At 70.3% G+C, this 18,813-nt stretch carries 16 protein-coding genes; 4 read left to right on the top strand and 12 right to left on the bottom strand.

All coding sequences use genetic code 11. The annotated features are described in order from the left end of the window. Positions 1 to 79: 79 nt before the first annotated feature. On the bottom strand, positions 80 to 676 hold the full coding sequence (locus ACA089_RS03435; RefSeq protein WP_372013383.1) for a hypothetical protein: 597 nt from the start codon (positions 674 to 676) through the stop codon (positions 80 to 82). Between the two features lie 95 nt (positions 677 to 771). Here ACA089_RS03435 and ACA089_RS03440 point away from each other — a divergent pair, with 95 nt between their 5' ends. Continuing rightward, positions 772 to 1,266 carry a glutathione peroxidase gene (locus ACA089_RS03440; protein WP_372013385.1) on the top strand — a complete coding sequence of 165 codons (495 nt, stop codon included), beginning with the start codon at positions 772 to 774 and terminating at the stop codon, positions 1,264 to 1,266. Between the two features lie 3 nt (positions 1,267 to 1,269). Here ACA089_RS03440 and ACA089_RS03445 read toward each other — a convergent pair whose 3' ends face one another. The 5 genes from ACA089_RS03445 to ACA089_RS03465 form a co-directional block, all read right to left on the bottom strand. Continuing rightward, on the bottom strand, positions 1,270 to 2,052 hold the full coding sequence (locus tag ACA089_RS03445) for a ferredoxin--NADP reductase (RefSeq protein WP_372013387.1): 783 nt from the start codon (positions 2,050 to 2,052) through the stop codon (positions 1,270 to 1,272). 105 nt (positions 2,053 to 2,157) lie between these two features. Beyond that, a complete protein-coding gene (locus ACA089_RS03450; protein WP_372013389.1) occupies positions 2,158 to 3,339 on the bottom strand; it encodes a PQQ-dependent sugar dehydrogenase in 1,182 nt (393 codons plus the stop codon). A gap of 31 nt (positions 3,340 to 3,370) precedes the next feature. Continuing rightward, the gene (locus ACA089_RS03455; RefSeq protein ID WP_372013391.1) at positions 3,371 to 5,254 is read right to left on the bottom strand and encodes an ABC transporter ATP-binding protein; all 1,884 of its coding nucleotides are present in this window, start codon (positions 5,252 to 5,254) and stop codon (positions 3,371 to 3,373) included. 110 nt (positions 5,255 to 5,364) lie between these two features. Then, positions 5,365 to 5,808, bottom strand: a complete 444-nt coding sequence (locus tag ACA089_RS03460) for a c-type cytochrome (RefSeq protein ID WP_372013393.1) — start codon at positions 5,806 to 5,808, stop codon at positions 5,365 to 5,367. 16 nt (positions 5,809 to 5,824) lie between these two features. Continuing rightward, on the bottom strand, positions 5,825 to 6,229 hold the full coding sequence (locus ACA089_RS03465; RefSeq protein ID WP_372017635.1) for a c-type cytochrome: 405 nt from the start codon (positions 6,227 to 6,229) through the stop codon (positions 5,825 to 5,827). Between the two features lie 243 nt (positions 6,230 to 6,472). Here ACA089_RS03465 and ACA089_RS03470 point away from each other — a divergent pair, with 243 nt between their 5' ends. Genes ACA089_RS03470 through ACA089_RS03480 form a run of 3 tightly spaced genes read left to right on the top strand, consistent with a single transcriptional unit; the run spans position 6,473 to position 14,225 of the window. Beyond that, positions 6,473 to 7,609: an efflux RND transporter periplasmic adaptor subunit gene (locus ACA089_RS03470; protein WP_372013395.1), complete on the top strand. Its 1,137-nt coding sequence runs from the start codon at positions 6,473 to 6,475 to the stop codon at positions 7,607 to 7,609. Then, positions 7,606 to 11,121 (top strand): efflux RND transporter permease subunit, encoded by a 3,516-nt coding sequence (locus tag ACA089_RS03475; RefSeq protein WP_372013397.1) that lies wholly within the window; start codon positions 7,606 to 7,608, stop codon positions 11,119 to 11,121. Before ACA089_RS03470 ends, ACA089_RS03475 begins: the two co-directional genes overlap by 4 nt. Continuing rightward, complete coding sequence (locus tag ACA089_RS03480) at positions 11,118 to 14,225, top strand: efflux RND transporter permease subunit (RefSeq protein ID WP_372013399.1); 3,108 nt, start codon at positions 11,118 to 11,120, stop codon at positions 14,223 to 14,225. The genes ACA089_RS03475 and ACA089_RS03480 overlap by 4 nt, the downstream gene beginning before the upstream one ends. A 51-nt stretch (positions 14,226 to 14,276) precedes the next feature. On the opposite strand, the gene ACA089_RS03485 is transcribed toward ACA089_RS03480, so the two are convergent. The 6 genes from ACA089_RS03485 to ykgO all read right to left on the bottom strand — a co-directional run bounded on the left by ACA089_RS03485 (position 14,277) and on the right by ykgO (position 18,798). Beyond that, positions 14,277 to 15,512: a TraB/GumN family protein gene (locus ACA089_RS03485; RefSeq protein WP_372013401.1), complete on the bottom strand. Its 1,236-nt coding sequence runs from the start codon at positions 15,510 to 15,512 to the stop codon at positions 14,277 to 14,279. Next, positions 15,502 to 16,032 (bottom strand): GNAT family N-acetyltransferase, encoded by a 531-nt coding sequence (locus ACA089_RS03490; RefSeq protein WP_372013402.1) that lies wholly within the window; start codon positions 16,030 to 16,032, stop codon positions 15,502 to 15,504. The genes ACA089_RS03485 and ACA089_RS03490 overlap by 11 nt, the downstream gene beginning before the upstream one ends. A gap of 8 nt (positions 16,033 to 16,040) precedes the next feature. Next, positions 16,041 to 16,925: a carbon-nitrogen hydrolase gene (locus ACA089_RS03495; RefSeq protein WP_372013404.1), complete on the bottom strand. Its 885-nt coding sequence runs from the start codon at positions 16,923 to 16,925 to the stop codon at positions 16,041 to 16,043. Positions 16,926 to 17,008: 83 nt separating this feature from the next. Next, the gene (locus ACA089_RS03500) at positions 17,009 to 18,040 is read right to left on the bottom strand and encodes an agmatine deiminase family protein (protein WP_372013406.1); all 1,032 of its coding nucleotides are present in this window, start codon (positions 18,038 to 18,040) and stop codon (positions 17,009 to 17,011) included. A 99-nt stretch (positions 18,041 to 18,139) separates the two neighbouring features. Next, positions 18,140 to 18,469 carry a hypothetical protein gene (locus tag ACA089_RS03505; RefSeq protein WP_372013408.1) on the bottom strand — a complete coding sequence of 110 codons (330 nt, stop codon included), beginning with the start codon at positions 18,467 to 18,469 and terminating at the stop codon, positions 18,140 to 18,142. Positions 18,470 to 18,672: 203 nt separating this feature from the next. Beyond that, positions 18,673 to 18,798 carry a type B 50S ribosomal protein L36 gene (gene ykgO, locus ACA089_RS03510; protein ID WP_010342887.1) on the bottom strand — a complete coding sequence of 42 codons (126 nt, stop codon included), beginning with the start codon at positions 18,796 to 18,798 and terminating at the stop codon, positions 18,673 to 18,675. Positions 18,799 to 18,813: the final 15 nt, after the last annotated feature.

Here is an 18,813-nt window from a genome sequence, read left to right on the forward strand (position 1 = left end):
CGGGAAAGATTCCGCTGAATCTAACCCGGCCGAAGGCAGCCGTGCCCGTGACGAAAGGCAGGGTCAGGGCGGGCAGGCGCTACAGGGTCTCAAACTGGCGTGCGATCCAGGCGATCTGGTAGGCCAGCCCGGCGCAGAGGAACAGCGCGTGGTAGGTCGGGTTGCGCGTGGCCGCAGCCACCAGGCACAGCACGATGTAGGCCACGTTGCGCACGACGAACTCCGGGCCGAAGCTGTGGAAGTACGCCGGCCCCTTGATCCAGGTGTCGAGCAGGTCCACCGCGTAGACCGCCGCCAGCAGGCCGAAGAACCAGCGCCGCCGCGCGTAGTAGTACTCGCGGTAGTCGGCGTATTCGCTGGCGCTGTCGGAGAACACCAGCGCGCAGAGCAGGTAGAGCAGCAGCGCGTACAGGGTCACGAACAGGTACAGGTTGAAGGTCCAGTGCGCGAGGTGGGACAGGCGGAACTGCCACCACCACCAGTGCATGAGGAACAGCAGCATCGACAGCGCCCAGCCCAGGTGTACCCAGTACAGGCGGTCCCGGCGCGGCTTCTCGATCAGGTTGGCGAAATTGCGCAACAGGTGGGTCAGGCCCAGGCCGACCACCATGCCGAGCAGGATGCGCACGTGCACGTAGAGGGCCGCGGTGGCGGCGGGATCCTGCGGCGCCTGCATCGTTCGGGCTCCCGGTGGGGCTGCGGCGAGGGTAGTGCATCCGGGCCTGGATGGCGCGCCGGGGTATGCTGGGGCGGGAACCCAACGGAACGGCCATGACCCGCATCGGCGACTTCACCGCCACCGACATCGACGGGCACGAGCGCCCGCTGTCCGATTTCGCCGGCCAGGTGCTGCTGGTGGTCAACGTCGCCTCCCGCTGCGGCTTCACCCCGCAGTACGCCGGGCTCGAGCAGGTCTGGCGCCAGCGCAGCGACCGCGGCTTCGCGGTGCTGGGCTTCCCCTGCGACCAGTTCGGCCAGCAGGAGCCCGGCGACGAGGCCGCCATCCGCGACTTCTGCGCCCTCAACTACGGCGTGACCTTCCCGATGTTCGCCAAGGTCGAGGTCAACGGGCCCGGCGCCCATCCGCTGTGGGCGTGGCTGCAGCGGGAGAAACGCGGGCTGTTCGGGACGGGCGCGATCAAGTGGAACTTCACCAAGTTTCTGGTCGGGCACGACGGGCGCGCGCTGGCCCGGTACGCCCCCCGGCAGCGGCCCGAATCGCTGCTCGGGGCGATCGACCGCGCGCTCGGCCGCGCCGGCCGGTGACGGCTACTTCTCGACGAAGGCGCGCTCGAACACGTACTGGCCGGCCGTGCCGATCCGGGGCGAGGCGGTGAAGCCGCGGCCGTCGAGCAGGGCCCTGAAATCGGCCAGCATCTGCGGGCTGCCGCAGATCATCGCCCGGTCGTGTTCGGCCTCGAGCGGGTCCAGGCCCAGCGTGCGCATCATCTCGCCGCTGGCCATCAGCTCGGTCAGGCGGCCGCGGTTGGGGAATTCCTCGCGGGTGACGGCCGGGTAGTAGAGCAGCTTCTCGCGGAGAACCTCGCCGAGCAGCTCGTGGTTCGGCAGTTCCTTCTCGAAGTAGTCGCGGTAGGCCAGGTCGCCGGCGCTGCGCACGCCGTGGCACACGACCACGCGCTCGAAGCGCTCGTAGGTCTCCGGGGCCTTGACCACCGACAGCCACGGCGCCAGGCCGGTGCCGGTGCCCAGCAGGTACAGGTTGCGACCCGGGTGCAGGTCGCTGATCAGCAGCGTACCGGTCGGCTTGCGCCCGACCAGCACGGTGTCGCCGGGCCTGATGTGCTGCAGGCGCGAGGTCAGCGGGCCGTTGGGCACCTTGATGCTGAAGAACTCGAGCTGCTCTTCCCAGTTGGCGCTGGCGATCGAATAGGCGCGCAGCAGCGGCTTGCCGCCTTCGGTGGCCAGTCCGATCATCACGAACTGGCCGTTCTCGAAGCGGAAACCGTCGTCGCGGGTGGTGGTGAAGCTGAAGTAGTCGTCGGTCCAGTGACGGACGTCGAGCACCGTTTCGGTGCCGTAGGCGGAAGACATCGGGTCGTGGGGCGTGGGGATGTTCGCCGCACATTGTAGCCGACCGGCCCGGGCCGGCCTTGAGCAGGATCAGGGCCGGGGCGGATGCCGCCCCGGCCCCGCGGCTCAACCTTGGGGCGGCTCGAGCTTCAGCAGCTTGCCATCGTCCTCGTCGGTGACCAGGTACAGGGTGCCGTCGGCCGCCGCCCGCACGTCGCGGATGCGCTCGCCGAGGTCCTGCAGCAGGCGCTCCTCGCCGACCACGCGCTCGCCGTCCAGCTGCAGCCGGATCAGGTTGCGCTGGGCCATCGAACCGAGGAACAGGCTGTCGTTCCATGGCTTGCCGGGATGGCCGGTGTAGAAGGCCATGCCGGACAGGGCGGGCGACACCTCGAACACGAAGTGGGCCGGCTCCATGCCTTCCTTCTCCTTGCCCACCGCTTCGGGAATGGGCTGGCCAGAATAGTTGATGCCGTGGGTGACGACCGGCCAGCCATAGTTCTTGCCGGGCTGGGGCAGGTTGATCTCGTCGCCGCCGCGCGGGCCGTGCTCGACCTCCCACAGCTTGCCGGTGCGCGGGTCGAAGGCCAGGCCTTGCGAGTTGCGGTGGCCGTAGCTCCAGATCTCCGGGCGCGCGCCGGCCTGGCCGACGAACGGGTTGTCCTCCGGCACGCTGCCGTCCAGGTTCAGCCGCACCAGCTTGCCCTGCAGCTTGTCCAGCTCCTGCGACATCATCCGCATGGTGCGCTCGCCCTGGCTGATGAAGACGTGGCCCTGCCCGTCGAAGGCGAAGCGCGAGCCGTAGTGGTTCTCGGCGTTGACCTTGGGCTCCTGCCGGTAGAACACGGTCACGTCCTCCAGCCCGGCCTCGCCCAGCGTCGCGTAGGCGGCGCTGGTGCCGGCCAGTCCGTCCGCGCCCGGCTCGGCGTAGCTGAGGTAGATGCGCCGGCTCTGCGCGAAGTCGGGCGCGAGTGCGACGTCGAGCAGGCCCCCCTGGCCGCGCGCCGACACCTCCGGCACGCCGGCGAGCGGTTCGGACACGCGGCCGTCGGCACCGACCCGGCGCAGGGTGCCGACGCGCTCGGTGACCAGGAAGCCGCCATCGGGCAGCAGCGCCACGGCCCAGGGATGCGAGAGGCCGCGTGCGATCACGCTGAGCCGGGCTTCGCCCTTCTCGGTGGCTACCGCGCGCGCGGGCTCGTTGACGGCCGCCGGCGCGGAGGCGGGAGCGGCATCCTGGGCGGGCTTGCAGGCGGAAAGGGCCACCGCGAGGGCGAGGGCGGCGTAGGCGTGCGGTGACGGGCGCATGCGTCGGGGTCCGTGGGCGGCGAAAGGGCCGTCAACGATAGCCGGCGGCCTGCAGCTCGAACAACTCCGCGTACCGGCCGCCCTGCGCCATGAGCTCGGCGTGGGTACCGCTGGCCTCGACCCGTCCGCCGGCCAGCACCAGGATCCGGTCGGCCATGCGCACGCTGGAGAAGCGGTGCGAGATCAGCACCGCGGTGCGCCGGTGCGAGAGTTCCTTGAAGCGCTGGAACACCTCGAACTCGCTGCGCGCGTCGAGCGCGGCGGTCGGCTCGTCGAGGATCATCACCTGCGCGTCGCGCATGTAGGCGCGGGCGATCGCGATCTTCTGCCACTGCCCGCCGGACAGGTCCACCCCGTTCTTGAAGCGCCGGCCGACGACCTGGTCGTACCCCAGCGGCAGCGCCTCGATCACCTCGTCGGCCATCGCCCGGCGCGCCGCCTCGCGGATGCGCGGGCCGTCGTCCATCGCCTCGATCCGCCCCACGCCGATGTTCTCGCCGGCGCTGAGGTGGTAGCGGACGAAGTCCTGGAAGATCACCCCGATGTTGGCGCGCAGGTCGTCGAGCTGGTAGTCGCGCAGGTCGCGGCCATCGAGCAGGATCCGGCCCTCGTCGGGGTCGTACAGGCGGGCCAGCAGCTTGACCAGGGTGGTCTTGCCGGCGCCGTTCTCGCCCACCAGCGCCAGCACCTCGCCGGCGCGCAGCTCGAACTCCACCCCGCGCAGCGCCCATGCGTCCGCGCCCGGGTAGCGGAAGCCGACATTCTCGAAGGCGAAGCCGCGGGCGATCGGCCGCGGCACCGGTGCCGCATCCGGCCGCGAGGCGATCTCGGCCTGGATTTCGAAAAACGAGTACAGGTCGTCGAGGTACAGCGCCTGGCCGGCCACCTGCGAGAACCCCACCAGCAGGCCTTCCAGCAGCTGGCGCAGGCGGCGGAAGCTCCCCGCCAGGAAGGTCAGGTCGCCGATGCTGAAATCGCCGCGCACCGTGCGCCAGGCGATGTAGGCGTAGGCCACGTAGTAGCCCAGCGTGCCCAGCGCGGCCAGCAGCGTGCCCCACAGCGCGCGGCGGCGGGCCAGCGCGCGGTTGGCGACGTAGAACCGGTCGGCGAGGGTGCGGTAGCGGTCGATCAGGAAGCGGTGGAGGTTGAAGATCTTCACCTCCTTGGCCGTCTCCACGCTGGCGCCGGTCTGGCGCAGGTACTCGAGCTGGCGCCGCTCGGGGGTCCACTGGTAGTTGAGCGAATAGCCCAGGGCGTTGAAGTGCGCCTCGCCGATGAAGGCCGGCACCAGCGCCACCGCCAGCAGCAGGATCAGCCAGGGCGCGTAGACCAGCAGGCCGATGGCGAAGGCGACCACGGTGACCGCATCCTGGACCTGGCCGAACAGCTGGCTCATCAGGTTCATCCGGCTCATGGTCAGCCGGCGGGCGCGGTCGAGCTTGTCCTGCAGGTCCGGGTCCTCGAAGTCCTCCAGGTCCAGGGTCGCCGCGTGCTCCATCAGGCGCACGCTGCTGGCGTTGGTGAACAGCTCCGAGAGCAGGCCGTCGGCGTAGCTGACCAGCCGGCCGAGCAGGTCCGAGCCGACCGCCAGCGCCAGCTCCAGGCCGAGCAGCCACAGCAGGTGGTCCAGCTGGCCGCCGCGCAGCGCATCGCCCAATCCGTCGAACTGCAGGCCCAGCCCGACCACCCGGATCGCCTCGTCGATGATCAGCTTGCCGATGTACAGCGTGACCACCGGCATCAGCGCCCGCAGCAGGCGCAGGCCGAGGCTGGCCAGGGTCAGGCCGGGGCTGGTCTGCCAGATCTGGCGCAGGAACGGCGGCAGGTTGCGCATCGCGTCGAAGCGCTCGCGCAGGCTGGGCGTGGCGCGTTCGCGGCGCGGCTTGGCGGGTGCGGAAGCGGGGGCGGTGGACATCGCGGCATTGTGCCGGCTGGCGGGGCCGGTTGCCGGTGAACGGGGGGGCCGGAAACGACGAAGGCCCGCTCGCGCGGGCCTTCGTCAGGCAACCGGGATGGCGCGGATGCTCAGTGCACGCCGTGCAGGTCGCGCAGCTGGGTCGGGCGCGAGGCGAAGAACGCGGCCAGGTCGGCGATGTCCTGGTCGCTCAGGCCGGTGGCCTGCGGCGTCATCAGCGAGTGCTGGCGTTCGCCGGCGCGGTACTGCTGCAGGGCATGGGCGATGTAGTCGGCGTACTGGCCGCCCAGCTTGGGGTAGGTGGCGTCGATCGGCGCGTTGCCGTCCGGGCCGTGGCAGTCGATGCAGCTCTGCCCGGTGGCCTTGCCCTTGGCGCTGGCCAGCTGCTCGCCGGCGGCGATACGGCCATCGGGCAGGCCGGCCGAGGAGCTCTGCGCGGCGTGGGCTTCGCCTTCGGCGGCGGCGTGGGAACTTTCCTGTCCGGAGCAGGCCGCCAGGGCCAGGGCGGCGAGCAGGGCGATGGCGAGACGCGGGGCGGTCACGGCTGTCGTCATGATGGGTGGCGGCTGCTTACTTGAGGGTGGACAGGAAGGCGGCGATGTCGGCGATGTCCTGGTCGGAGAAGCTCTGCGCCTGGGCCTGCATGGTCGGGTGCTTGCGCTTGCCCTGCTGGTACTCGTGCAGCGCCTGGGCCAGGTACTCGGCCGACTGGCCGCCGATCAGCGGCACCTTGAAGCTGGGATATGCGTTCTTGTAACCGGTGATGCCGTGGCAGCCCTGGCAGGTGTAGGCCAGCTGGCGGCCCGCTTCCGGGTTGCCGGTCAGGGCGGCCGGACCGGGTGCCGGGGCGGCTTCGGCAGCGGCGGGTGCGGGGGCTGCAGGCTCGGCCGGCGGCTGCGCGGCATCCTGGGCGGCGGTGGTGAAGGGCAGTGCGGAGACCAGGGCAAGGCAGGCGGCTAGCGGCAGCGGGCGCATCATTCGGTGGTCCGGGGTCGGTCGCGGAGAGGGCCGTCGTGGCGGCCCGGGGGCCGGTCACGAAGCCGCCGCAGTATAGCCTCAGCATTCACGCGACCGGAACCTGCCGCCTCTTCGCCCGGTCCAACACGCCGCCATGACGGGACCCATGACCTTCGGCGCATGGCGGCCAACTGTTCAGGTGATCTACTTGCATACAACACCTGATCACACCCTCCACCACCGAACCCTATGGATATCGCCATGGCCACTCGCCATACCCCCACCCGGCGCCACGGACTGCGCGCCGCTGCGGTCGCTTTTGTTCTCGCCACCGCGCTGACCGCCTGCAAGAAGGGCGGGGAGGGTGGCCCGGGCGAGGCCCAGGCCAAGGAGCCGGAGGTCGAGGCGATCCCGGTCGAAGTGGTCAAGGCCGCCAACCGGCCGATCGCGGCCAGCTACACCGGCACCGCGGCGCTGGAGCCGCTGGCCGAATCGCAGGTCGTGGCCAAGACCTCCGGCGTCGCCCTGGCGGTGCTGGTCCAGGAAGGGCAGCAGGTCAAGGCCGGCCAGCCGCTGGTGCGGCTGGATCCGGACCGCGCGCGCCTGGCCGTGGCCCAGGCCGAGGCGCAGCTGCGCAAGCTGGAGAACAACTACCGCCGCGCCCAGCAGCTGGTCGCCCAGCAGCTGATCAGCGCCGGTGAAGTGGACCAGATGCGCTACGACCTGGAGAACGCGCGCGCCCAGTACAACATGGCGACGCTGGAGCTGTCCTACACCACGGTGACCGCGCCGATCTCCGGCGTGGTGGCCTCGCGCTCGATCAAGCCGGGCAACTTCGTCCAGATCAACACGCCGATCTTCCGCATCGTCGACGACTCGCGCCTGGAAGCGACGCTCAACGTGCCCGAGCGCGAGCTGGCCACGATGAAGGCCGGCCAGCCGGTGCTGATGCAGGTCGATGCGCTGCCGGGCCGTACCTTCGAGGGCGTGGTCGACCGCGTCGCCCCGGTGGTGGACGCCGGCAGCGGCACGTTCCGGGTGATCAGCGCCTTCACCGGCGGCGACGCGCTGCAGCCGGGCATGTTCGGCCGCATCCGCATCGACTACGACCAGCGCCCGAACGCCCTGGTGGTGCCGCGGGTGGCGCTGCTGGACGACGGCGAGCCGGCGGTCTTCGTGATCCGCGAGAGCAAGGCGGCGCGCGTGCCGGTCAAGGTCGGCTACGTCGACGGCGAGTGGATCGAGGTGCGCGAAGGCGTCAAGCCCGGGGACCAGATCGTGACCGCCGGCAAGGTCGCGCTGCGCGAAGGCAGCGCCGTGCAGGTGATCGGCGCCGAGGCCCCGGCCAAGGCCGTGGCCGAGACCGCCGCCGCCAAGAACGCCGGTAGCAAGCAGTGAGCGCCGCCGACCACGGGCCGCACGGCGCGGCGGGCGGTGGCAGGCTGGGAAGCGGACTGGTCGAGTTCTCCACCCGTCGTCGCGTGACCATCGCGATGATCACGGTGACGATGGTACTGTTCGGCCTGATCTCGCTGGGCAGCCTCAAGGTCAACCTGCTGCCGGACCTGAGCTATCCCACGCTGACGGTCCGCACCGAGTACACCGGCGCGGCGCCGCTGGAGATCGAGACCCTGATCACCGAACCGGTGGAAGAAACCATCGGCGTGGTCAAGAACCTGCGCAAGCTCACTTCGGTGTCCCGCACCGGCCAGAGCGACGTCGTGCTCGAGTTCGCCTGGGGCACGGACATGGACCAGGCCAGCCTGGAAGTCCGCGACAAGATGGAGCTGCTCGCGCAGTTCCTGCCGCTGGAGGCCAAGGCCCCGGTGCTGCTGCGCTTCAATCCCTCGACCGAGCCGATCCTGCGCGTGGCCCTGTCCGGCAAGCAGGACACCACCAGCGACGCAGAGAGCGTGCGCGTGCTCACCGAGCTGCGCCGCTATGCCGACGAGGACCTGAAGAAGAAGCTCGAGCCGGTGTCCGGCGTGGCCGCGGTCAAGGTCGGCGGCGGCCTGGAGGACGAGATCCAGGTCGACATCGACCAGCAGAAGCTCGCCCAGCTCAACCTGCCGATCGACACGGTCATCCAGCGCCTGCAGCAGGAGAACATCAACATCTCCGGCGGACGCCTGGAGGAAGGCTCGCAGCGCTACCTGGTGCGCACGGTCAACCAGTTCGCCACCGTGGACGAGATCCGCGAGATGCTGGTCACCACCCAGAGCGGCGGCGACAACGCCGCGGCTTCGGCGGCGCAGCAGATGGCGGCGATCGCCGCCGCTTCGGGGGATGCCAGCGTGCTGGCCGCGGCGGCCTCGGTGCAGAGCGCTTCCGGTGGCGGCGGCGGTGGCGCCGTCGCCGGCGGCATGCCGGTGCGGCTGAAGGACGTGGCCGACGTGCGCCAGGGCTTCAAGGAGCGCGAGGCGATCATCCGCCTGGCCGGCAAGGAAGCGGTCGAGCTGGCGATCTACAAGGAAGGCGACGCGAATACCGTCGCCACCGCCAAGGCGCTGAAGGAGCGCCTGGAGCAGCTGAAGAAGCAGGTGCCGCCGGACGTGGAGCTGACCGTCATCGACGACCAGTCGCTGTTCATCGAGCACGCCATCGCCGACGTCAAGAAGGATGCGGTGATCGGCGGCGTGCTGGCGATCCTGATCATCTTCCTGTTCCTGCGCGACGGCTGGAGCACGTTCGTGATCAGCCTGTCGCTGCCGGTGTCGATCATCACCACGTTCTTCTTCATGGACCAGCTGGACCTGAGCCTGAACGTGATGTCGCTCGGCGGCCTGGCGCTGGCGACCGGCCTGGTGGTCGACGACTCGATCGTGGTGCTGGAAAGCATCGCCAAGGCGCGCGAGCGCGGCCTCGGCGTGCTGGAGGCGGCGATCGTCGGCACCCGCGAGGTCAGCATGGCGGTCGTGGCCTCCACCCTGACCACCATCGCGGTGTTCCTGCCGCTGGTGTTCGTGCAGGGCATCGCCGGCCAGCTGTTCCGGGACCAGGCGCTGACCGTGGCCATCGCCATCGCAATCTCGCTGGTGGTGTCGATGACCCTGATCCCGATGCTGAGCTCGCTGAAGGGACGGCCGCCGATGGCGTTCCCCGAGGAAGGCGCGCATCCGCAGTGGCGGCCGGATTCGCGCTGGCAGAAGCCGGTCGCCGCGACCGGGCGCGGGATCGGCGCGCTGGTCCGCGGCGCGTTCTTCGGCGTGGCCTGGCTGGTGGTCCGTGCGTGGCGCGGCGTGGTCGCGGTCGTCGGCCCGGTCATGCGCAAGGCCAGCGACGTGGCGATGTCGCCCTACCATCGCGCCGAGGCCGGGTACATGCGGTTGCTGCCGGCCGCGCTGGATCGCCCCGGTCGCGTGCTCGGCCTGGCCGCCGCGGTGTTCGTGGCGTCGCTGCTGGTGGTCCCGCAGCTGGGCGCCGACCTGATCCCGCAGCTGGCGCAGGATCGCTTCGAGATGACCGTGAAGCTGCCGCCGGGCACCCCGCTGGCACAGACCGACTCGCTGGTGCGCGACCTGCAGGTCAAGCACGCCGGCGCGCCGGGGGTGCAGGCCCTGTACGGCGTGAGTGGCAGCGGGACGCGGCTGGATGCCAGCCCGACCGAGAGCGGCGAGAACATCGGCAAGCTCACCGTGGTCATGGCCAACGGCGGCAGCGCCCAGGTCGAGGCCGACACCACCGAGGCGCTGCGCGCCACGATGGAAGGCCGACCGGGCGCCCAGGTCGATTTCAGCCGCCCGCAGCTGCTGAGCTCGTCCACCCCGCTCGAGGTCGAGCTGCGCGGCCAGGACCTGGCCAGCATCGAGCATGCCGGGCAGAAGCTGGCGGCGATGCTGCGCGCCAATCCGCACTACGCCGACGTCAAGTCGACGGTGGAGCAGGGGTTCCCCGAGATCCAGATCCGCTTCGACCAGGAGCGCGCCGCCGCGCTCGGCCTGACCACGCGCCAGATCGCCGACGTGGTGGTCAAGAAGGTGCGCGGCGAAGTGGCCACGCGCTACAGCTTCCGCGACCGCAAGATCGACGTGCTGGTGCGGGCGCAGGAGCACGACCGCGCTTCGGTGGACAGCATCCGCCGGCTGATCGTGAACCCCGGCAGCACCCGCCCGGTGACCCTGGCGGCGGTGGCCGACGTGGTCGCCACCACCGGGCCCAGCGAGGTCCACCGCGCCGACCAGGTGCGCGTGGCGATCGTCTCGGCCAACCTGCGCGACATCGACCTGGGCACGGCGATGGACGAGGTCCAGCGCATGGTCGCCGACGATCCGCTCGGCGCGGGCGTGGGCATGCACATCGGCGGCCAGGGCGAGGAGCTGTCGCAGTCGCTGAACTCGCTGCTGTTCGCCTTCGGCCTGGCCGTGTTCCTGGTCTACCTGGTGATGGCCTCGCAGTTCGAGTCGCTGTTGCATCCGTTCGTCATCCTGTTCACCATCCCGCTGGCGATGGTCGGCGCGGTCGGCGCGCTGTTCCTGACCGGCTCGCCGGTGTCGGTGGTGGTGTTCATCGGCCTGATCCTGCTGGTCGGCCTGGTCACCAAGAACGCGATCATCCTGATCGACAAGGTCAACCAGTTGCGCGAGGCCGGCGTGGACAAGCGCACGGCGCTGGTCGAGGGCGCCCGTTCGCGCCTGCGCCCGATCGCGATGACCACGCTGTGCACGGTGTTCGGCTTCCTGCCGCTGGCCATCGCGCCGCTGTTCGGCAGCCCGGGCGCGGAGGTGCGCTCGCCCATGGCGGTGACCGTGATCGGCGGCCTGCTGGTGTCCACGCTGCTGACCCTGGTGGTGATCCCGGTGGTGTACGACCTGCTCGACCGCCGGGCCGACGAGTACTACCGCGAGCGCGGCCGCCGCGCGCAGGGCCAGGTCGGCCATGCCGCGGTCGAAGGCGAGGGCTCGCCCGCATGAGCGTCGCGGAGTTCAGTATCCGGCGACCGGTCACGACGGTGATGTTCTTCGTGTCGCTGTTCGTGATCGGCCTGATCGCCGCGTTCCGCCTGCCGCTGGAGGCGTTCCCGGAGGTCTCGCCCCCCTTCATCTTCGTCCAGCTGCCGTACACCGGATCGACGCCGGAGGAGGTCGAGCGCACCGTCCTGCGCCCGGCCGAGGAGGCGCTGTCGACGATGCCGGGCATCAAGCGGATGGAGGCCCAGGCCAACGCCGAGGGCGCGCGGGTCTTCATCCAGTTCTCCGACTGGGACCGTGACGTGGCGATCGCCGCGTCCGAGGCCCGCGAGCGGCTGGACGCGATCCGCGACGACCTGCCCGACGACCTGCAGCGCTACTTCGTCTTCAAGTTCTCCACCACCGACGAACCGGTGCTGCGGGTGCGCCTGGCCAGCGCCACCGACCTCACCGGCGCGTACGACATGATCGAGCGCGAGTTCAAGCGCCGGATCGAGCGGATCCCCGGCGTGGCCCGGGTCGAGGTGTCGGGCGCGCCTCCGAACGAGGTCGAGATCGCGATCAACCAGGACCGGCTGACCGCGCACGACCTCAGCCTCAACGACCTGACCACGCGCCTGCAGGCGGCCAACTTCTCGATCTCCGCCGGCGTGATCAGCGACGGCCCGCAGCGCCTGCGCGTGCAGCCGGTCGGCGAGCTGACCGACCTGCAGCAGCTGCGGGACATGGTCGTGGGCGGCAACAACGTGCGCCTGGGCGACATCGCCGACGTGCGCCTGAAGCCGGCGCGGATGGACTACGGCCGGCGCCTGGACGGCAAGCCGGCCGTGGGCCTGGACATCTTCAAGGAGCGCAACGCCAACCTGGTCGACGTGTCGAGCAAGGCGCTGGCCGAGGTCGAGGCGATCCGCGCGCAGCCCTCCCTGCGCGACGTGCAGATCAAGATCATCGACAACCAGGGCAAGAACGTCACCTCCTCGCTGCTGGAGCTGGCCGAAGCCGGCCTGATCGGCCTGGTGCTGTCGATCGTGGTGCTGTGGTTCTTCCTGCGCCATTGGCCGTCGGTGGCGATGGTGACCCTGGCCATCCCGATCTGCTTCGTGATGACCCTGGGCTTCATGTACTTCGCGGGCGTGACCCTCAACATCCTGACCATGATGGGCCTGCTGCTGGCCATCGGCATGCTGGTCGACAACGCGGTGGTGGTGGTCGAGAGCATCTACCAGGAGCGGGAGAAGTACCCGAACGACCCGGTCGCCGCGTCGATCGTCGGTACCCGCCACGTGGCCATCGCGCTCTCGGCCGGCACCTTGTGCCACTGCATCGTGTTCGTGCCCAACCTGTTCGGCGAACGCAACTTCCTGAGCATCTACCTGGGCCAGATCGCGATCACGATCTCGGTGTCGCTGCTGGCCTCGTGGCTGGTGGCGGTCAGCATGATCCCGATGATCTCGGCGCGGCTGAAGACCCCGCCGCTGGTGCACAACACCAACGGCTTCATCCCGCGGATGCAGAAGCGGTACGCCGGGTTGCTGCGCTGGACGCTGGACCACCGCGGCTGGAGCGTGCTGGGCATCCTGCTGGTGATCCTGGTCAGCCTCGTGCCGATCAAGTTCACCAAGTTCGACATGTTCGGCGGCGACGAGGGCGGCGAGGCCCAGATCTACTACCAGTGGAAGGGCTCGTACACCAAGGAGCAGATGTCCAGCGAGGTGCTGCGCATCGAGCAGTTCCTGGAGGGCAACCGCGACAAGTTCCGCATCACCCAGATCTACTCGTTCTTCAGCGAGCAGGGCTGGGGCGGCACGATGGTCAAGTTCGACACCGACAACCCGGGCGAGACCAAGACCCTGGTCGAGGCGCTGCGCAAGGACCTGCCCAAGTCCGCCCGCGCCAACATCGGCATCGGCAACCAGGGCGGGCAGGGCGGCGGCGGGCAGCCGGGCCAGAACGTGTCGTTCCAGCTGGTGGGCGACTCGACCCAGACCCTGGGCGAGATCGCCAACGAGCTGGTGCCGATCCTGGCGCGGCGGCCGGAGCTGCGCGACGTGCGCGTGGACATCGGCGACCAGAACAGCGAGCTCAACGTGAGGGTGGACCGCGAGCGCGCGGCCGCATTCGGCTTCAGCGCCGACCAGGTCGCCAGCTTCGTCGGCCTGGCCCTGCGCGGGGCGCCGCTGCGGGAGTTCCGCCGTGGCGAGACCGAGGTGCCGGTGTGGGTGCGCTTCGCCGGCGCCGAGGACTACGGCACCGAGGACCTCGAAGGCTTCATGGTCCGCTCGCCCGACGGGCGCATGGTGCCGCTGCTGAGCCTGGTGGACGTGACGGTGAAGCCGTCGGCCACCCAGATCCAGCGCACCAACCGCCAGACGACGCTGTCGGTGCAGGCCAACCTGGCCGACAAGGTCACCGTGCCGGACGCGCGCAAGGCGATGGAGGAGACGCTCAAGGGCATGGTGTTCCCGCCCGGCTACAGCTATTCCTTCGACGGCGGCGCGTTCCAGGAGGAGGACGAGGCCAGTGCGCAGATGATGTTCAACCTGCTGATCGCGCTGGTGATGATCTACATCGTGATGGCGGCGGTGTTCGAGTCGCTGCTGTTCCCGGCGGCGATCATGAGCGGCGTGCTGTTCTCGGTGTTCGGCGTGTTCTGGCTGTTCGCCCTCACCGGCACCACGTTCGGGATCATGTCCTTCATCGGCATCCTGGTACTGATGGGCGTGGTGGTGAACAACGGCATCGTCATGGTGGAGCACATCAACAACCTGCGCCGCCGCGGGATGTCGCGCACCGACGCGCTGGTCGAGGGCAGCCGCGAGCGCCTGCGCCCGATCCTGATGACCATGGGCACGGCGATCCTGGCGATGATCCCGATCGCCCTGGCGGAAACGAAGATGGCGGGCGACGGCCCGGCCTACGCGCCGATGGCCCGCGCCATCGCCGGTGGCCTGGCGTTCTCCACCGTGGTCAGCCTGCTGTTCCTGCCCACGATCTACGCGATCCTCGACGACCTCAGCAACGGGGTGAAGCGGCTGGTCCGGCGCGCGCGCGGTGCACAGGAGGCCGGCACGCGCGCGGCCGCGGTCGCGGCGATCCACGCGGAGTAGCGGGGACACCCGTCCGTCGCTGGCCGACGGACGGGGGCGGCGTGTGCCGGGTCAGCCGACCAGCCGGCCCAGCATGCGCAGGCCGCCGGTCCACACGCCGATGGCGGTGCCCAGACTGGTCAGGAAGAAGTTCAGCAGGACCCGCGCGACCCCGTTGCGCCACCAGCCCTTCACCGTCTGCACGTCATCGCGCAGCGCCATGAAGTCGGCGTAGGTCGGTTTGCGAAGGGTCGCTTCGACCAGCGCGCTGATCGTGCCCGAGGCCAGGGCCGGGTGCAGGGGCGTGAGCGGGGAGGCGATGAAGGCCGCGATGATGCTCAGCGGATGGCCGCCGGCGATGGCGCAGCCCAGCGCGCCGAGCAGGCCGGTCGCCAGCACCCACTGCACGACCAGGTCGGAGCCCACGTCCAGCCCGCCCTGCCAGAATCCCCAGGCGAAGCCGCCGACCACGAAGACCGCCAGGGCGAGGGTGAACCACGGGAAGCTCTTGCGGACCTCGACCGCCTCCAGCTCGGTCCGGACGGCCGCGGGTGCGGTGGTGTCCTCGCCCAGGTGCCGCTCCAGCCCGGGCAGGTGGCCGGCGCCAACGACGGCGAGCACCTCGCGCGCGCCTTCGCCGGCCTCGCGCAGGTTCGCCGCCATGTAGCGGTCGCGTTCGGCGATCACGCTCTCGTACAGCGCCGGGCTGTGCGCGGCGAACTCGCCGAAGCTGGACTCCAGGACGTCGCCGCCCTTGAGCTTCTCGATGTCGTCCTCGGCGATCTCCTCGTCGCCGACCATCGCCAGCAGGATCCCGGCGCCGGTCTTGGCGCGTCCCCACCAGCCCAGCCGCTGCATGGCGCGGCGGAAAGTCAGCCCGACCTCGCGGTCGATCAGGTGCACCGGCAGGTCGCGCGCGCGCGCCTCCTGCACGGCCGCCTTCAGTTCCGCACCGGGCTCCACCCCCAACTGCTCGGCCAGCCGGCGCTGGTACGCGGCCAGCGCCAGGTTCGCGGCGAACAGGTGGGTCTTGCCCTCGCGCAGCACCTTGACGATGTCCAGGCGGGCCAGCGCGTCGGGATCGCTGAGCGACTGCAGGCGGCCCGGGTCGAGCTCCACGGCCACCGCGTCGTAGGCGCCGCTGTCGATCGCCGCGCGCACCGCGTCGATGCTGGCCTGCGAGATGTGCGCGGTGCCGAGCAACGTGTAGCGCACGCCGTCACGCTCGACCACGCGGACGGGTTGGCCGTGCAACGGGTCGGAAGCCGCGCCCGGCGAAGCCGGCGCGGTGGGGATGTCATCGTTCATGCGGAGGCTCGTGGTTGCCTGGGCCAAGCCCGCGCTGCATCTGCACGGTGTCCAGCCAGCGTCCGTGCTTCCAGGCGATGCCGTGGAAGGTGCCGACGTGGTGGAAACCGTGCTTCTCGTGCAGCCGGATCGAGGCGGTATTGGTGGGTTCGCCGATCACGGCGACCATCTGCCGGTAGCCGCGCGTCCCGCACTCGGCGATCAGCCGTTCCAGCAGGGCCGCGCCGATACCGCGGCCCTGGCGGTCGGCGGCGACGTAGACCGAATTCTCGACGGTGAAGCGGTAGCCGATGCGCGCGCGATAGCTGCTGGCGTAGGCATAGCCGGCGATGCCGCCGCCGTCCTCCGCGACCAGGTACGGATACCCGGTGTCCAGCAGTGCGTGCATGCGCCGGGCCATCTCGACGGTGTCGGGGGGCTCGTATTCGTAGCTATTGACGTGTCCGAGCACTTCCGCGGCGTAGATGGCGGTGATCGCCGGTACGTCGTCCGGCGTCGCGTCGCGGATCGAGGCGGGCACGCGTGCGTTCAGTCGATGTAGCGCTTGAGCAGGTCGCCGTAGGCATCGATCCGGCGATCGCGCAGGAACGGCCAGATGCGGCGCACGTGCTCGCTGCGTTGCAGGTCGACGTCGCAGACCAGCACGGTGGGCTCGCCGCCGGCTTCGGCGATGAATTCGCCCTGGGGGCCGAGCACGTGGCTGTTGCCCCAGAAGCGGATGCCCGACGCGCCCAGCGGCGAGGGCTCGTGGCCGACGCGGTTGCAGGACAGCACCGGCAGGCCGTTGGCCACCGCGTGCCCGCGGTGGCTGAGCACCCACGCGTCACGCTGGCGGTTCTTCTCGTCCTGGTCGTCGTCCGGATCCCAGCCGATCGCGGTCGGATACAGCAGCAGTTCGGCGCCGGCCAGGGCCATCAGGCGCGCGGCCTCCGGATACCACTGGTCCCAGCACACGAGCACGCCGAGGCGGCCGACCGACGTATCCACCGGCCGGAAGCCGATGTCGCCCGGCGTGAAGTAGAACTTCTCATAGAAGCCCGGGTCGTCCGGAATGTGCATCTTGCGGTACTTGCCCAGCAGGGTGCCGTCCTTTTCCAGCACCACCGCGGTGTTGTGGTACAGCCCGGCAGCCCGGCGCTCGAACAGCGAGCCGACGATCACCACGCCGTGCTTCTTCGCGAGCGCGCCGAGGCGTTCGGTGCTGGGGCCCGGGATCGGTTCGGCCAGGTCGAACTCGGCGACCGACTCGTGCTGGCAGAAGTAGGCGCCGTTGTGCAGTTCCTGCAGCAGCACCAGTTTCGCGCCCTGTGCGGCCGCTTCGGCCACGCGCTGCTCGATCGCCGCCAGGTTGGCGTCGGCATCGCCGTGGTTGCGTTCCTGGACGAGGGCGACGGAAAGGGTCTTGCGGCTCATCGGCGTGGGCGGTTCGCGGGGAAGTGCGATGGTAACCCGGTGCGGCTCACCGGGATCTGAAGACCGGCCGCGGCGGCCGGCTTTCAGCGGCCCAGGCCGCGCGGCAGCTGCATGGTGATGCAGTGCAGGCTGCCGTTCTGCCAGATCAGCGGGCGGCAAGGCACCTGCACGATCTCCCGGCCCGGGAAGGCGTCGGCCAGTACCGCCGCCGCGCGCCCGTCGGCGGGATCGCCGTACGCGGGCATCAGCACGGCGCCGTTGACCACCAGGAAGTTGGCGTACGAGGCCGCCAGGCGCCTGCCTTCGTCGAGGACCGGCGCGGCCCAGGGCAGGGGGAACAGCCGGTACGGACGCCCGTCGGGCGTGCGCAGGGTGGCGATCTGCGCCGCCATCGCCTGCAGTTCCGGGTAGTGCGAATCGGAGGGATCGTCGCAGGCCTGGAAGACGATCGCGTCGCCGGGCGCGAACCGGGCCAGCGTATCGATGTGGGCGTCGGTGTCGTCGCCTTCGAGGTAGCCGTGGTCCAGCCACAGCACCCGGTCCTGGGCGAGCCAGCCGCGCAGGTCGGCATCCAGTTCCTCGCGGGTGGCTTGCGGATGGCGCTCGTGCAGGCAGTGCCAGGTCGTGAGCAGGGTGCCGGCACCGTCGGTCTCGATGCCACCGCCCTCGAGCGCGAAATCGATCCGCTGGCGCGTCGCATCGCCGAACACGCCCTCGCGGGCGAGGGCCTCCACCAGGCGATCGTCGCGTCCGGCCTCGAACTTGCCGCCCCAGGCGGTGAAGCGGAAGTCCAGCACGCGGAAGCCCTCGCCGTCGCGCAGCGTGATCGGGCCCGAGTCGCGCAGCCAGGTGTCGTCGTAGTCGAACGCGATGAAGCGCACGCGCGCCATGTCCACCCGCGCCGAGCGCAGGCGCGCCTCGGCGTAGGTCTGCAGGTCGTCGTCGGCCACGCAGATCCATGCGTCCTGGAAGCGGGTGATCGCCGCCACCAGCGCGATGTAGGTTTCCTCGACCTGCGCCAGGCGCTCGGCCCAGTCGGTGCCGGCATGCGGCCAGGCGATGAGGATCGCGGCCTGGGGTTCCCATTCGGCGGGGAAGCGCAGGGTATCGGTCATTCCGGGTAAGGCTCGTCGGGCCCGGCGGCGCCGGGCAGGGCAGTCGGGGTCCGCGTCGCGGACCGGCCGTGCCCGCGTGGCGCGGGCACGGCGTGCGGCTTAGCGGATCGGCGGCTTGGGGCCGATTTCCTGGGAATCGGCCTGGCGTGCGACCACGTCGATGACCTTGTTCTTCTCGAAGTACACGATGAACTGCGGGTACACCCAGCGGTTGATCATCGGCCACTGCCGCTTCTGGCCGCCGCGCGGATCAAGCTTTTCCTGCGGGGCGCCGAAGCGTGCTTCCACCTCGCCCATGGTCAGGCCGCGGGTGGGCTGGGCGACGGCGGGCGCCTGGTTGGCGCGCTCGACCAGCAGGGTGTCGGCCCGGGCGCCGCCGCACAGGGCGAGCAGGGCCAGCAGGACGAAGGTATTGGGACGATGGGTCATCGCATTGCTCTCCCCGTGGATGGATGGCCGCCGGCGCCAGCCGCGCGGGCACGTGTGTTGCCGCCCGATTGTAAGCAGACGGACCCGGTCCAAGGTGGGGCCGGCGTCAACATCCGCGGCAGGCGGGGCCGGAAACGTCGAAGGCCGCATCGCTGCGGCCTTCGCGTGGATCCGCGCCCGGTCGGCCGGGCACGCCTGCCTGCTCAGCGCTGGCGGGCCTTGAAACGCGGATTCGACTTGCAGATCACGAAGACCTTGCCGCGGCGGCGGACCACCTTGCAGTCGCGGTGACGGGCCTTCGCCGACTTCAGGGAGGACAGGACTTTCATGACACACCTCGGAGG

It is taken from the genome of Pseudoxanthomonas fibrivorans (assembly GCF_041464125.1).
GTDB lineage: Bacteria > Pseudomonadota > Gammaproteobacteria > Xanthomonadales > Xanthomonadaceae > Pseudoxanthomonas.

What these genes read in the sequence shown, in the direction of transcription:
- ACA089_RS03495 (WP_372013404.1), bottom strand. Translation starts at nt 16,925, where the DNA reads ATGAGCCGCAAGACCCTTTCCGTCGCCCTCGTCCAGGAACGCAACCAC.
- ACA089_RS03470 (WP_372013395.1), top strand. Translation starts at nt 6,473, where the DNA reads ATGGCCACTCGCCATACCCCCACCCGGCGCCACGGACTGCGCGCCGCT.
- ACA089_RS03435 (WP_372013383.1), bottom strand. Translation starts at nt 676, where the DNA reads ATGCAGGCGCCGCAGGATCCCGCCGCCACCGCGGCCCTCTACGTGCAC.
- ACA089_RS03505 (WP_372013408.1), bottom strand. Translation starts at nt 18,469, where the DNA reads ATGACCCATCGTCCCAATACCTTCGTCCTGCTGGCCCTGCTCGCCCTG.
- ykgO (WP_010342887.1), bottom strand. Translation starts at nt 18,798, where the DNA reads ATGAAAGTCCTGTCCTCCCTGAAGTCGGCGAAGGCCCGTCACCGCGAC.
- ACA089_RS03485 (WP_372013401.1), bottom strand. Translation starts at nt 15,512, where the DNA reads ATGAACGATGACATCCCCACCGCGCCGGCTTCGCCGGGCGCGGCTTCC.
- ACA089_RS03450 (WP_372013389.1), bottom strand. Translation starts at nt 3,339, where the DNA reads ATGCGCCCGTCACCGCACGCCTACGCCGCCCTCGCCCTCGCGGTGGCC.
- ACA089_RS03480 (WP_372013399.1), top strand. Translation starts at nt 11,118, where the DNA reads ATGAGCGTCGCGGAGTTCAGTATCCGGCGACCGGTCACGACGGTGATG.
- ACA089_RS03465 (WP_372017635.1), bottom strand. Translation starts at nt 6,229, where the DNA reads ATGCGCCCGCTGCCGCTAGCCGCCTGCCTTGCCCTGGTCTCCGCACTG.
- ACA089_RS03445 (WP_372013387.1), bottom strand. Translation starts at nt 2,052, where the DNA reads ATGTCTTCCGCCTACGGCACCGAAACGGTGCTCGACGTCCGTCACTGG.
- ACA089_RS03500 (WP_372013406.1), bottom strand. Translation starts at nt 18,040, where the DNA reads ATGACCGATACCCTGCGCTTCCCCGCCGAATGGGAACCCCAGGCCGCG.
- ACA089_RS03460 (WP_372013393.1), bottom strand. Translation starts at nt 5,808, where the DNA reads ATGACGACAGCCGTGACCGCCCCGCGTCTCGCCATCGCCCTGCTCGCC.
- ACA089_RS03455 (WP_372013391.1), bottom strand. Translation starts at nt 5,254, where the DNA reads ATGTCCACCGCCCCCGCTTCCGCACCCGCCAAGCCGCGCCGCGAACGC.
- ACA089_RS03440 (WP_372013385.1), top strand. Translation starts at nt 772, where the DNA reads ATGACCCGCATCGGCGACTTCACCGCCACCGACATCGACGGGCACGAG.